The sequence below is a fragment of the Catenuloplanes japonicus genome, from assembly GCF_000717135.1.
Classification (GTDB): domain Bacteria; phylum Actinomycetota; class Actinomycetes; order Mycobacteriales; family Micromonosporaceae; genus Catenuloplanes; species Catenuloplanes japonicus.
The window spans coordinates 462,279-476,146 of sequence record NZ_JNXY01000009.1; the positions used below are offsets into that span (position 1 = coordinate 462,279).

Below are 13,868 nucleotides of genomic sequence, written 5' to 3' on the forward strand. Positions count from 1 at the left end.
AGCTCAGGATGTGGCGGCGAAGCGGATCGGGAGGGCCTCCGGGCCCTGGGTGCCGAGGGCGGGGCGCCAGGGGAGTGGTTCGGGTGGGAGGGAAGGCGGGCCGAAGCGGCTGACCAGCAGCGGGAGGGCCTCGGTCAGCTCGGTGCGGGCCAGCGCGGCGCCGAGGCAGTAGTGCGGGCCCGCGCCGAACTGGAGCAGCGGCGCCTCCCGCCGGACCGTGATGTCGAAGACCCGGCCGCCGGGGTACGCCCGCGGGTCGCGCTGCGCGGTCAGCACGGCCGCGGTCAGGAACGTGCCGGCCGGCACCTCCAGGCCGTGCAGTTCCAGGTCGACGACGGCGCGGCGGAACAGGTTGCCGCCGGAGGGGCGCCAGCGCATGCACTCGTCCACGGCCTGGTCGGACAGCTGCGGGGACGAGCGCAGCAGCCTCCACTGGTCCGGGTGCTCGGCGAACGAGACGATGCAGTTGGAGAGCTGGTGCTTCGTGTTGTCGTGGGCGGCGAAGACCAGCGTGACCAGCAGGTTGCGGACCTCGTCGCGGCTGGCCAGGCCGTCCTCCGCGGTCGCGGCGAGCAGCGCGGAGATCACGTCGTCGCCGGGCGCCTTCGCCTTGCGGTCCATCAGCTCGTCGACGTAACCGTCGAGGCCGGCCACGGCGCGCTCGACCCGGGCCGCGGTGTCGCCGCCGTTGGCGAGCCCGAAGACCAGGCCGATGTCGCCGGTCCACTGGCTGAACGTGTCGTAGTCCTCCGGTGGCACGCCGAGCAGCTCGCACATGACGGCCAGCGGCAGCCGGTCCGCGAACGCGTCGACGAACTCCACCGCGTCCGCGCCGGCCATGCCGTCGGCCAGCGTCACGGCCTGCGCGTGGATGAACGGGCGCAGCGCCTCGACCGTGCGCGGCGTGAACGCGCGCTGGACCAGGCCGCGCAGCCGCCGGTGCTCCGGGCCGTCGTGGTTGGTGAGCATCGGCACGAACCAGTCGTGGATCGGGCCGCCGTCGACGCCGTTGCGCCGCAGGTAGTGCTCGCCGCCGTGGTCGAAGCGCCGGTCGCGCAGCAGGTCGCCGGCCTCCCGGTAGCGCAGCACGACCGGGCCGACGGGGCTGTCCGCGTACCAGCTCTCGTCCTGGACGGCGAAGGTCTCGGCGGAGGTGAAGCTGAACGACGGGCCGATCACGTCAAGGTAAGGCATTCACCGAGTGTGCCGCAGCCACTACCAAGAGCGGAACGGCCGATCGGCGACCGGCTGTCCAACAGTGCACTGTGGACGGTAGAGTGATCAAGTCGCGGCCGGTGGTCAACTCTCCGGCCGGAACGCCGGCGTGATGGCCGGCCGGGCTGGACGTGGCGGGCGGACGGGTCGATCAGGCCATCACGCCCGCGTCCGTTAACGGCTTTCGGCGCTCGACGGCACGTGCTACGGTTCGCCGCGATGACGACCTCCGCTTCACACAGATTGGGGGCCCGTTTCACCGAAGGTGAGTGCTGATGCGCTCCCCGGCCGTGAATACGGACTCACGCCTCCACCTCTGGCGGCACATCCGCGCCTACGCGGTGCCGCCCACCATGATCAGTTCTGCCGCCGCGCGTCGTCGCGCCGGAGACTGGGCGGGAGCCTGCGCGGCGTCCCGCGTCGACGTCGACCTGGATCTGCGGTCGATCGCGCGTGCCCACGGCACCGCCGTCGAGGCCGCGCTCCAGGCCGACCTGCGACATCTCGCCCCTGACCTGCTGCGCTGGCACCTGCCCCGGATCGCCCCCGACGGCCTGCTCCGCCCCGCGCTGACGATCGGCCTGGCCTGCTACGGCCCCGTCCCGGTCACCGCCGGCGGTTCCCCGCGCGGCCCATGGCTGGTGGCCCGCACGGCCCCGGCCTGGGCCGACGCCGGCCAGCGGATCACCCTGTCCCTCTGGCCGGACGCCGCCGAGTCCCGCCACCCGCACCCCCGCCCCGACCCGCGCTACCGCCTCGACCTCCACCGCCACCTCTGGGACACCCGCCACGCCCCCGACCTTCGGGAACGTGTCGCGGCCCGGCCTTCCCCGCAGCTCCCGGACCCGTCCGGACCGGCTGTGGCCGGCGACGCGCCGGCCCAGATCGGCGATCCGGTTCGCGGAGCCCGGTGGCACTCGGACCCGCACACGTGGTCCGAGACCGGCGATTCGGCCGGCGGAGTGCGGTGGGAATCGGACCCGCGCACGTCGGCTGCGAGCGGTGAACCGGTCCGTGCCCCGGAACCACCCGAGCAGCCCGCGATCGGCGATCCGGTGCTGCTGCGGCGGTTGCGGGAGCGTGGATGCGCGGTCGATCGGTGGGCCGACGAGGCCGCGATCCTGCTGCGCGCCTCCGGGCGAGCCTCGGGATCGGTCGTGATCCGGCCCGGCGCGCGCGAGCACCTGGTGCTGCGTCTGGCCGAGGACGGGTCGCCGCGCCTCGTCGCCGGTGACGGCCGCGGGCTGCCCGTGCTGCCGGACGCGGCGGTCTGGGAGCCGCCCGATCTCGCGCTGCTCCGCGCCGGGCTGATCGCGCCCGGATCCTTGCATCCGCTGGTCGCGGCCGCGCTCGTGCCCGGCCGGCGTGCGACGGATCCGGCCGCGGACCACCAGGAAGAGCCGCCGGGGGTACGAATCGTGCGCTGCCGCGGCGCCGACCACCGGATCGCGCTGGTGGACGGCGTACTGCGACCGCTCGATCACGACGCCGACCAGATCCGGCGCGAGGAGACGCTGGCCGCGCTGACCGGGATGCCGCTGCCCTGCGTGCAGGCCATCGACGACCTGCACCGGCGCCCGGCACACCTGGACGACGTGCGGGCCCGGCTCGACCACGGCGACATCGACGGCGCGCTGGACAGCCTCGAGGCGATGCTCGGCCCCGCCGCGGTCCTGCGGGACGGCCCGCTCCGCGACGAGCTGGAAGCGGCCGTCCAGCAGCGCGAGGTCTACGAGCTGTACCGGACCGGCGCCGGCTCGCGATTCGGCCTGCCGGACCCGGCCCGCCAGGAGGCGCCACGCTACGACCCGTTCGCCCACGCCGGCCTCGAACCACGACGCGAACGCGGCCGCAACAAACGATGGAGCCGATACCGGCGCCCTTGACCAGCGCCGGGCCGACCAGCGCCGGGCCGACCAGCGCCGGGCCGACCAGCGCCGGGCCGACCAGCGCCGGGCCGACCAGCGCCGGAACCGAGCGGCGCCGGAACCGAGCGGCGCCGGACCGCTTGGGCGTTGCCGTGCTCCGGCGCCGGGCGAGGGCCTCCGGCCGATCACAGACCGCTATTTACCGAAATTTCGGGCGCGGAGCGCCCGCCGGCAAGGCGTGTGTCCGCCGGCAAGGTGTGCCCGCCGGCTTTCGGCGCCGGGGTCCGGAGCTGGGAAGGGTGGCGGGAGGTGCGTCGTGCGGCCGGGGAGGGGGCGTGCTTCGGGCGGGGGCGCGTACGGAGTCGTACCAAATGGGGAATTTGATCTTCTAGAGAAAACGTGGTGATGACGTTGATGGGTACTGGGGAACAGCTTTCGGTGGCGGCGGATCTGCTTGCGCTGCTGGGGGACACGGGCACGGAGCCGCGACGGGACGAACAGTTGGATGCGCTGACCCTGGCGGTGGCGGCGGACCTGCCGGTGCTGCTGTGGGGCGAGCCGGGGATCGGGAAGACCGCGGGGCTGACGCAGCTCGCGGCGGACCTGGATCTGCCGTTGACCACGGTGATCGCCAGCGTGCACGAGCCGTCGGACTTCTCGGGACTGCCGGTGGTCGGGGACGATCCTGCGGTGCAGGGGGTGCCGATGGCGCCGCCGGACTGGGCGGTACGGCTGGTCAGGCAGGGGAAAGGGCTGCTGTTCCTGGACGAGCTGTCGACCGCGCCGCCCGCGGTGCAGGCCGCGCTGCTGCGGCTGGTGCTGGAGCGGCGGGTGGGCGCGCTGACGTTGCCGCGTGGCGTGCGGATCGTGGCGGCGGCGAATCCGCGCGCGTCCGCGGCGGACGGCTGGGAGCTGAGCCCGCCGCTGGCGAACCGGTTCGTCCATCTGCAGTGGACACACAGCCCGGAGGTGGTGGTGCGCGGGCTCGGCGGTGTCTGGCCGCGCGCGACGCTGCCCCGGCTGGACCCGGCGCGGCTGCCGGAGGCGGTCGGCTATGCCCGGCGCGCGCTGCAGACGTTCCTGACCGCGCGTCCGGGGCTGGTGCACCGGCTGCCATCGGCGGACGGGCAGCGGGGCGGCGCCTGGCCGTCGCCGCGCAGCTGGGAGATGGCGTTGCGGCTGGTCGCGTTCGGGACGGCGGCCGGCACGTCGCGGGAGGTGCTGTCGATGCTGGTCCGCGGCACGGTCGGCGACGGTCCGGGTCTGGAGCTGCTGGCCGGCCTGGACCGCCTCGACCTGCCGGACCCGGAGAGCCTGCTCGCGGACCCGGAGCACGCGGCGCTGCCGGAGCGCGGCGACCTGCGGCAGGCGGTGCTGGACGGTGTGGTGTCCGCGGTGCGCGACCGGCCGACGCGCGAACGCTGGGACGCGGCCTGGACCGTGCTGGCCCGCGCGGTGGACACCGGCGCGCCGGATCTGGTGGTGGTGCCCGCGACCTCGCTGGCCGCGCTGCGCCGGGAGGAGTGGGACGTGCCCGCGCTGATCGACCGGCTGGCCGGCGCGGTCGCGCTGTCCCGGCGGGCGGTGGCGGCCTGATGGATCGCGACAAGCTGTACGCGGCCCGGTTGCTCGCGGCGCGGCAGCGGCCCTACCTGGCGACCGCACTGTTCGCGCTGCACGTGGTGGCGTCACCGGAGACGCCGACGATGGCGGTGGACCCGCACTGGCGCTGCTACGTGTCGCCCGCGTTCGTGGACCGCCGCACCCTGGACGACCTGGCCGGCGTCTGGGTGCACGAGGTGTCCCACCTGCTGCGCGACCATCACGGGCGCGGGGACGCGTACGCGCGGGAGCACGGTGCGGACGGTCCCGGCGAGCGGCTGCGGATGAACCTCGCGGCGGACGCGGAGATCAACGACGACATCTACGACGCCGGGCTGCCGCGGCCGTCCGACGCGGTCTGCCCGGAGAATCTCGGTCTGAAGTCCGGCGAGGTGATGGAGTACTACCTGCGCCGGTTCCGCGTGGGCCCGCGCCTTCAACGGCTGGCCTGGATCGACTGCGGCAGCGGCGCGGACGGCCGCGCCCGGTCCTGGGACCTCGGCCCGGACGGCGCGCACGGGCTCACGAAGCAGGAACGGGACGCGGTCCGGTTCCGGGTGGCGCACGGCATCGTGGGCGCGCCCGGCTCCGCGCCGGACGGCTGGAAGCGCTGGGCCGAGCAGGTCTTCCATCCGCCGCAGCCGTGGCGTGACCTGCTCGGCAGCGCGATGCGGTCCGCGGTGACGGCCGCGGGCGTGGGGGAGGACTACACGTACGGCCGCCCGTCCCGGCGCGCCTCGAGCCTGCCCGGCGTGGTGCTGCCGTCGCTGCGCCGCCACCCGCCGAGCGTGTGCGTCATCGTGGACACGTCCGGCTCGGTCTCCGACCGTGAGCTGGGCAGCGCGCTGCTGGAGGTGACCGCGATCGGCCGCGCGCTCAGCGGCCGCCGCGACCTGGTCACGGTCATGTCCTGCGACGCGGCCGTCCCGGTGGTCGGCAAGCTCTGCCACGCCGAGGGCATCGCGCTGATCGGGGGCGGCGGTACGGACCTGCGCGCCGGGTTCACGGTCGCGCTGAAGCGCCGGCCGGACGTGATCGTGGCGCTCACGGACGGGCAGACGCCGTGGCCGAGCGCGCGGCCGGCGGCGCGGACCGTGATCGGGCTGTTCCCGCGCAAGCGGTGGACGGCCATGCCGGAGTGGGCCAGGGTGGTCCGGATCGAGGGCTGACACATATTTGGTGATTCGGCCCGAGCCGCACCCGACGGACGCGATAGTGGCGAAAGACGGCCTTCTGGATGATGGGGTGCGGAGGAACGGATGTCAGCACGGCTCTCCTACGAGAACCTGAGCGTCAACGTCAAGATCCTCACCGCCGTGGTGACCGCGGTCGCGGTCGCGGTCATCGTCGGCGTCGTCGGGCTGGTGAAGCTGCGGGACAGCAGCATGTCCGCGCAGCTCATCTACACCAGCAACGTGTCCAGCATCAAAGCGGTCGCGATGGTCAAGACCGCGGTCTACCAGTCCCGGCTGGCCGCGGCGAACCAGGCGATCTCCCAGTCGGACGCGGAGGAGCAGGCGTTCACGCAGGCGTTCGCCACGCACGTGCAGGAGTTCAAGGACGCGATGACCACCTATCAGGAGAGCGTCCCGGCCGGTGAGGCCGCGCTGATCGACGAGCTGGAGACGTCGTTCGACTCCTACGTGACCATCGCGCAGCAGGAGCTGCTGCCGCTCGGCGCGGCCAACGCGTTCTCCTCCTGGGCTCAGGTCCGTTCCGACAAGGTCACGCCGCTGATGAAGGTCGTCGACGCGAACCTGGCCGAGCTGGACGCGGCCGAGACCGCGGACGGCAAGATGAACGCGGAGGCGGCCGACGCCGGCTACAAGAGCGGCCGGCTCACCTCGATCATCGTCATGGTGGCCGGTGCGGTGATCGCGCTCGCGCTCGGGATCTTCGTGGCCCGCCGGATCGTGGCGTCGCTGGTCCGCGTGAAGGACGTCGCGGAGGGGCTGGCCGTGGGCGACCTGACCCGTACCAGCGGCGTGACCTCGGCCGACGAGACCGGCCGGATGGCGCAGGCGCTGGACACCGCGGTGGACAACCTGCGGCGTACCGTGCAGACCATCGACGGCTCCGCATCGTCGCTGGCCAGCGCCGCCGAGGAGATGACCAGCACCGCGGTGCAGATCGCCGACTCCGCGCAGGAGGCATCCACGCAGGCGCAGGCCGTGTCCGCCGCGGCCGAGGAAGTGTCCCGCAGCGTCGAGACCGTGTCCGCCGGCGGCGAGGAGATGAGCGCGTCCATCCGCGAGATCTCGCAGAACGCGGCGGAGGCGGCGCGCGTCGCGGCCGAGGCGGTCACCATCACGTCCGCGACCTCGGCCACGATGAGCAAGCTGAACGAGTCGTCCGCGGAGATCGGCAACGTCATCAAGGTGATCACCGCGATCGCGGAGCAGACGAACCTGCTCGCGCTCAACGCCACGATCGAGGCCGCCCGCGCCGGGGATGCCGGGAAGGGCTTCGCGGTGGTCGCGTCCGAGGTCAAGGACCTGGCGCAGGAGACGGCACGGGCCACGGAGGACATCTCCAAGCGGATCGAGGCCATCCAGGCGGACACCACCGGCGCGGTCGACGCGATCGAGGAGATCACCTCGGTCATCGCGCGGATCAGCGACTTCCAGACCACGATCGCGTCCGCGGTCGAGGAGCAGACCGCGACGACGGCGGAGATGAACCGCAGCGTGAGCGAGGCGTCCGGCGGTACCAACGAGATCGCCGCGAACATCACGATGGTCGCGCAGGCCGCGCTCACCACCAGCCAGGGCGTGGCCGACACGCAGCAGGCGACGAGCGAGTTGGCTCGCATGTCGAGCGACCTGAATACGCTGGTCGCGGGGTTCCGTTACTGATCGCGCCGTTCTCCGGGTGCACGTACGGCGCGGTGTTTCGATCGGGTTTCCTGTTCCGTTCGCAGATCGTTCCCGGCGGGACCTGCGGGGATGCTGCGTTCGGGACGCCGGCGAGAACGTTGCTACAATGCCGCCTCCGTATACCGGGAGGCTTTACATGCGGTACGTGCTCCTTGCCGTTCTCTTTGTCGTCGCCGTGGCTGGTGGCTGGTGGCTGGTGGGCCTGCTCCGCAAGCCCTCGGGCTCCGGCGCCGCGCCCACGACAGTTCCGCCCACTAAGTCGGACACTTCGGATTCGTCCACCACGATAACCCCCGCTTCCAGCACGACGACGCCGTCCGAGACCACCGAGTCTCCGGCGGACGAGATCGTCGCTTCCTCGGCCGGTGCGGCTTCCGCGCCGGCCGCCGCCACATCGGCGGCGACCTCTGATGCCGAGGCGTCCTCCGAGTCGCCGGCGGCCGAGCCGGCTGTGACTCCGGCTACTGCGTCGTCCGTGGCCGAGCCGGTGACCGACGCGGCGGTGAAGCCGGCCGGTTCTTCCGCCGCTGCGGACGTGGCGCCCGCCGCGACGACGTCCGCCTCCGCTGAGGACACCGCCGTCGAGCACACCGCTGCTCCGGCCGCTTCCGACGCTGCGGTGGCCTCCGCGGACGACACCACGCCGGTGATCACGACCGACTCGGGCGACTCCACCGGCATCACCGCGGTCGTCACCCCGGCCGCGGAGTCCCACGACTCCACCGAGGTCGCGCCGACCATCACCCCCGACGATTCCGGGACGGGCCCGTCGTCCGACTCCACCGGCATCCCGGCGACCGAGATCATCACCGCGGAGGACCCGGCTGCGTCGGCCGCGCCCGCGTCGGTCCCGGCGTCGGCGTCGGCCGAGACCTCATCGGTTACCGCCTCGGTGGCCGAGACCGCGCCGGCCGAGTCGGCTGCGGGGGTGTCTGCACCGGTCACGGCGCCGGAGGCCGAGGTCGTGTCCGCCGAGTCGATGCCGGCCGAGGCCACCGCGGACGCCGACCTGGCCGCTGCGGCTGCCGCTGCCGTCGAGGACAAGCCGGTCGCCGCGCCGCGGAAGACCGCCACCCGGAAGGCCGCCGCCAAGAAGGCGACCCCGGCTGCCCCGGCCACTCCGGCTGCCCCGGCTGCGGCCAAGGCTGCCCCGGCCAAGGCCGCTCCGGCAGCGAAGGCAACCCCGGCAGCCAAGGCGACCCCGGTGGCGAAGTCCGTCCCGGCCGTCGTCTTCACGCCGGCCTCCAAGCCGGAGCAGCCCGCGGCCCCCGCCTCGACGGAGCCGGTGACGTCGCCGTTCGCCGCCGCCGAGCCGGCACCCGCGCCCGTCGCGGAGCCGACCCCGGCCGCCGAGCCGGTGGCGGCGCCGGTCACCGAGCCGGTGGCGACGCCCGTCGTCGCTGACGAGCCGGAGCCGATCGTCGCCGTCGAGCCCGCGCCCGTCGTCGTCCCGGCCCAGGGCTCGGCCCCGTCGGTCGACAACCTCACCAAGATCGCGGGCCTCGGCCCGAAGTCCGCGCAGGCGCTGCAGGCCGCGGGCATCAGCACCTACGCCGAGCTGGCCGCCGCAGGAGAGGCCGGCGTCCGCGCCGCGCTCCTCGCCGCCGGGATCCGGGCCACCGCCAGCGTGCCGAACTGGCCCGTCCACCGCAGGCGGCCTTCTGCCGCAGGCGGCCTTCTGCCGCAGGCGGCCTTCTGCCGCAGGCGGCCTTCTGCCGCAGGCGGCCTTCTGCCGCAGGCGGCCGATGTAGGAATTCTGTCGTCAGCGCGGGTCTGCGGCCAGCCGCGCGCAGGCCGCTATTTCCCGAAATTTCGGGCGCGAGGCGCCCGCTTCTCCCGTCGGTTCGGCCGTCCGGGCCCGCGCCGGGAGGTGAATCCGGCGCGGCGGGAAGGATGGTTCAGGTGGTTGCGTCGGACCGCGCCTGCCGTCCGGAACCGCGCCGGGAGTGGACGCCGGCGCGGCCGGGAAGCAGCAGCTCAGTGCAGGCGGCGGATGTCGCCGAAGGCGCGGTAGAAGCCGCCGCGGGCGGCCTCGCGGATGCCGGTGACGACGTAGCGGGCGCCGGGCTCGCGGATGCCCTTGGGGAACTGGACCTGCCAGGACTGGTGGTAGCCGGACGAGACGACGCGGATGCGGAGGCGGCCGCCGTCCTCGATGCACTCGACCACGACGCCGTCGGGGGAGTCGGCCAGGTCGTGGATGATCTCGACGGTGCTGGACGGGGCGACCGGGGCCATGCGCGGCGGCGCCTTGACGTCGACGGCCTGCGGGATGGTGCCGCCCTGCGCGGCGTGGATCGCGGCCTCGCTGGCGTCGATGCAGGCCAGCGTGCCGTTGGTGGTGACGATGTAGAGGCGCTCGTTGTGGTACTGCATCGAGAACGCGGAGCCGCAGCCGGTCGCGAGCTTCCACAGGCGGTTGCCGGCGTCGTCGAAGCAGTAGATGGACGAGCTGCTGTCGCCGGCGAAGACGTAGCGGCCGTCGGCGGAGGCGGCGCAGGAGTAGACGGCGGCGTCGGCCCGGTACGTCCGCCGGTGCGAACCGTCCTTGCCGAGCTCGACGACCTGCCGGGTGGCGGTGCCCGCGTACAGCTTGCCGGGCTCCTGCCAGCCGAACAGGACCGCGCCGGTCGACGCGTTCCACACCTCGGCGCCGGTGCGCCAGTCGTAGCTGGTCACGCCGGACGAGTGCCCGTGGTGCACGGCGTCGGCGTCGCAGCGGACCATCCAGCCGGACGTGCCGCGGCCGGACCGCCGCCAGAGGAACTCGTCCTCGTGGTCGATGGCGGAGATGCCGCCGCCGGAGTCGGAGACGCCGAGCACGCCGTCGTGGATGTCCAGCCAGTAGATGTCGATCGAGGGGTCGATCCGGTACGCCAGGCGCGGCACCTTGCCGGTCAGGTCGTACACATTCCCGTCGTCGCAGCCCGCGTAGAGCCAGCCGTCGTCGGCGACGATGCACTTCACACCGTCCGGCAACCGGAACTGGCGCATGACCTCGGCGTTGTGGCTCAGCGTGGTGATCATGCCGGCCTCGTTGCCGACCATGCACACCTCGTCGTCGACGAAGATGCCGAACGCGGCGCTGCCGGACGAGTATTTCCACAGGATCGGCGCACGCTTCGACGTCGAGGCGGTGCTGACGATCGCACGCCGCGATATCGAGCGCGGCGCGCGCCCGCCGACGACGGCCGGCGCGTAACCCTTCCGCACCTTTTCGCCGATCTTCTTGGCCGCCTCGGATTTCGCCTTGTCGGCCGTGGGGAACGACTTCTTCGTGGTCTGACCGGAGTCGCCGATGCGTCCATATCGGACGGTGAGATCCGTGCCGTCGACGGTCACCTCATAGAACTTGTGCGCGCTCCCGGAATCTTCGGAGAGCTCGAGGTAAGTCGTATCGGCGGGCATCGGAGCACCTTTCCGTCAGAGGTCACGCACCAAGACAACGACAACCTATCCAACGGGTACGACATTCTTGTCGTACGCACCGGGCGAGCCCGCGAAGGCGAAACCCCACCATCAACAGCCTTCGCGGGTACGCCCGAGGGCCCCGTCGTTAGCCAGAATCGCACCGCCTAAACCTGCTTTTTGTCATGACTTGGCGTGCAGATCCGACGTGCATCCCATGACGTCACGCACTGTAGGCACCCCTTTGAGCAGGGCATATTGGTTGTTGTCAGCAGCCGATCGGCCGAGGGGGATGAGATGGACGAGCGATACGACTCGTACTGTGCAGTCGACCCGCTCTTCTACGACGCCCTCACGAACACCAAGGCGCCCACCACGGAGTACGGCGAGGGCCTGTCCCTCCCGGACGGCTGGAAGCGCGCGGCGCAGAACGACTGGACGGTCATCGGACCCGACGAGGATCCGCTGCCGCCCCAGGGCTGGAAGGTGCACATCTCCGCACGCCGTGAGGACGCGGCCGAGGTGCTCACCATCGCCTGGAACTACTGCACGGCCCGCGGGATCGGGTTCAAGTTCCTCCGCGGCCCGCAGATGCTGCTCATGCGCAACAGCAAGTACGCCGGCCGGGGCACCAGCGGCAAGTTCATCACGGTCTACCCGCACGACGAGGCCGAGCTCGCGGACGTGTGCGAGGACCTGGCCGTGCTGCTCACCGGCCGCGAGGGACCGTACATCCTCTCCGACCTGCGCTACGGCGACGGCCCGGTCTACGTGCGGTACGGCGGCTTCGCGGCCCGGTACTGCCTGGACGGGTCCGGCAAGGTCGTCCCCGCGATCGAGGACGGCACCGGCACGCTGGTCCCGGACCGCCGCGACCCGGTCTTCACGGTCCCGGAGTGGGTGACGCTGCCCGCGTTCCTCCGCCCGCACCTCGAGGCGCGCGGCAACACGAAGGTGGCCTCCGTGCCGTACGCCATCGAGAAGGTTCTGCACTTCTCCAACGGTGGCGGGCTCTACACCGGCCGGGACACGCGCACCGGAACGCAGGTGGTGCTCAAGGAGGCCCGCCCGCACGCCGGCCTGGACGCCACCGGCGCGGACGCGGTCACCCGGCTGCGGCACGAGCGCGACACGCTGCGCCGCCTGGCCGCGGTGCCGCAGATCGCCCGCGTCCACGACGACTTCCTGCTCGGCGACCACGACTTCCTGGCGCTGGAGCGCATCGACGGCGAGCCGCTCAACCGGGCGCTGGTCCGCCGCTACCCGCTCACCGCACCGGACACGGCCGCGGACGACCTGCGCACGTTCACCGCGTGGGCGCTGGACACGCACGCCCAGGTGGAGCGCGTGGTCCGGGAGATCCACCGGCACGGCGTGGTCTACGGCGACCTGCACCTGTTCAACGTGATGGTCGGCCCGGACGACCGGATCACGCTGCTCGACTTCGAGGCGGCCCGCGACGTCGCCGAGGACGCCCGCCCGGCGCTGCGCAACCAGGCGTTCGCGGCACCCCGCGACCGGACCGGGTTCGCGGTCGACGAGTATGCGCTGGCCTGCCTGCGACTCGCACTGTTCCTGCCGCTCACGGCCGTGCTGCGGCTCGCGCCGGAGAAGGCGGCCCACTTCGCCGCGATCATCCGCGCACGCTTCCCGGACGTGCCGGAGTCCTATCTGGCCGACGCGGTCCGGGTGATCCGCGGCGGCGACGCGCCGCCGGCCCGCCCGCTCACGCTGGAGCGCGACCGGATCGCCACCGGCATCCTGGCCACGGCCACGCCGGAGCGCGAGGACCGGCTGTTCCCCGGTGACATCGAGCAGTTCCGCAGCGGCGGGCTGAGCCTCGGCTACGGCGCGGCCGGCATCCTCTGGACGTTGCAGGCCTGCGGCGCCGGGCGGTTCCCGGACCACGAGCAGTGGCTCGCGGACCGGGTCGCGCCGCCGGCGTCCGGCAGCAGGCTCGGCCTGTGGGACGGGCTGCACGGCGTGGCGTATGCGTTGCACACGCTCGGGCGTACCGCCGAGGCCTTGGATCTTCTGGAGATCTGCCTCGGCGAGCCCTGGCGCGAGCTGAACACGGACCTGGTCAGCGGCCTGGCCGGCGTCGGGCTGAGCCTGGACTTCTTCGCCGCCACCACGGACGACCCCGCACTGCGGACCGCGGCCGACCAGGTGCTGCGGCTCTGCGTGGACCGGTTGGACGCGGCGCCGCCGCCCGGCGAGATCAGCGGCGGGAACCACCCCTACGCGGGCCTGACCCGCGGCTGGACCGGCCCGGCCATGCTCTTCCTGCGCCGGTACGAGCAGACGCGCGACCCGGCGCTGCTCGACCTCGCGGACCGCGCGCTCCGCCGTGACCTGCATGCCTGCGTGATCCGCGACGACGGCACGATGAGCGTGAACGAGGGCTGGCGCACCATGCCCTACCTCGCGCACGGCAGCGCCGGCATCGGTCTCGCGCTCGACCGCTTCCTGACCCACCGTGCCTCCGCGGACTTCGAACGTGCCTCCGCCGCGATCCGGGGCTCCGCCCGGTCCCCGTTCTACGCGCAGTCCGGCCTGTTCGCCGGGCGCGCCGGGATCGTCGCCTACCTGGCCGGACGCGTGGCGCTGGGCCGGATCGAGGACACGCCCGACCTCGCCCGCCAGGCCGGCGCGCTGGTCTGGCACGCGCTGCCGTACCGCGAGCACCTGGTCTTCCCCGGCGAGCAGCTGCTGCGGCTCTCCACCGACCTGGCCACCGGGTCCGCGGGCGTGCTGCTCGCGCTCACCATGGCCCGCGAACCCGAGGGCACGGCGCTGCCGCTGCTCGCCCCGACCGCCGTCCCGACGCACCGCGCGCCCGCGTCACGAACGGCCATCCCCGCCGGAGCACCGGCCTGAGACTTCCGCGGCGCGCGGA

General features: G+C 73.1%; 9 protein-coding genes. 6 read left to right on the plus strand and 3 right to left on the minus strand.

Annotated elements, in window-relative coordinates; translation table 11 throughout:
• Positions 1 to 3: 3 nt before the first annotated feature.
• Entirely contained in the window at positions 4 to 1,194 is a 1,191-nt protein-coding gene (locus OP04_RS16895; protein WP_033340564.1) for a cytochrome P450, read from the minus strand.
• A gap of 296 nt (positions 1,195 to 1,490) precedes the next feature.
• On the opposite strand from OP04_RS16895, the gene OP04_RS16900 reads away from it, so the two are divergent.
• The 4 genes from OP04_RS16900 to OP04_RS16915 all read left to right on the plus strand — a co-directional run bounded on the left by OP04_RS16900 (position 1,491) and on the right by OP04_RS16915 (position 7,540).
• Positions 1,491 to 3,101, plus strand: coding sequence for a hypothetical protein (locus OP04_RS16900; RefSeq protein ID WP_198153853.1), 1,611 nt, complete (start codon positions 1,491 to 1,493; stop codon positions 3,099 to 3,101).
• Between the two features lie 396 nt (positions 3,102 to 3,497).
• Positions 3,498 to 4,679: an AAA family ATPase gene (locus OP04_RS16905; RefSeq protein WP_408606757.1), complete on the plus strand. Its 1,182-nt coding sequence runs from the start codon at positions 3,498 to 3,500 to the stop codon at positions 4,677 to 4,679.
• Positions 4,679 to 5,854, plus strand: a complete 1,176-nt coding sequence (locus OP04_RS16910; protein WP_033340566.1) for a vWA domain-containing protein — start codon at positions 4,679 to 4,681, stop codon at positions 5,852 to 5,854. The genes OP04_RS16905 and OP04_RS16910 overlap by 1 nt, the downstream gene beginning before the upstream one ends.
• 90 nt (positions 5,855 to 5,944) lie before the next feature.
• Positions 5,945 to 7,540 (plus strand): methyl-accepting chemotaxis protein, encoded by a 1,596-nt coding sequence (locus OP04_RS16915; RefSeq protein ID WP_033340567.1) that lies wholly within the window; start codon positions 5,945 to 5,947, stop codon positions 7,538 to 7,540.
• A 153-nt stretch (positions 7,541 to 7,693) separates the two neighbouring features.
• On the opposite strand, the gene OP04_RS53365 is transcribed toward OP04_RS16915, so the two are convergent.
• The gene (locus tag OP04_RS53365) at positions 7,694 to 8,236 is read right to left on the minus strand and encodes a hypothetical protein (protein WP_157239906.1); all 543 of its coding nucleotides are present in this window, start codon (positions 8,234 to 8,236) and stop codon (positions 7,694 to 7,696) included.
• On the opposite strand from OP04_RS53365, the gene OP04_RS53370 reads away from it, so the two are divergent.
• Positions 8,208 to 9,575 carry a hypothetical protein gene (locus tag OP04_RS53370; protein ID WP_157239908.1) on the plus strand — a complete coding sequence of 456 codons (1,368 nt, stop codon included), beginning with the start codon at positions 8,208 to 8,210 and terminating at the stop codon, positions 9,573 to 9,575. The two genes, OP04_RS53365 and OP04_RS53370, sit on opposite strands and share 29 nt — an antisense overlap.
• On the opposite strand, the gene OP04_RS16930 is transcribed toward OP04_RS53370, so the two are convergent.
• Positions 9,539 to 10,969, minus strand: a complete 1,431-nt coding sequence (locus OP04_RS16930) for a WGR domain-containing protein (RefSeq protein ID WP_033340569.1) — start codon at positions 10,967 to 10,969, stop codon at positions 9,539 to 9,541. The genes OP04_RS53370 and OP04_RS16930 overlap by 37 nt on opposite strands.
• 297 nt (positions 10,970 to 11,266) lie before the next feature.
• Here OP04_RS16930 and lanKC point away from each other — a divergent pair, with 297 nt between their 5' ends.
• Positions 11,267 to 13,849 carry a class III lanthionine synthetase LanKC gene (gene lanKC / locus OP04_RS16935; RefSeq protein WP_033340570.1) on the plus strand — a complete coding sequence of 861 codons (2,583 nt, stop codon included), beginning with the start codon at positions 11,267 to 11,269 and terminating at the stop codon, positions 13,847 to 13,849.
• Positions 13,850 to 13,868: the final 19 nt, after the last annotated feature.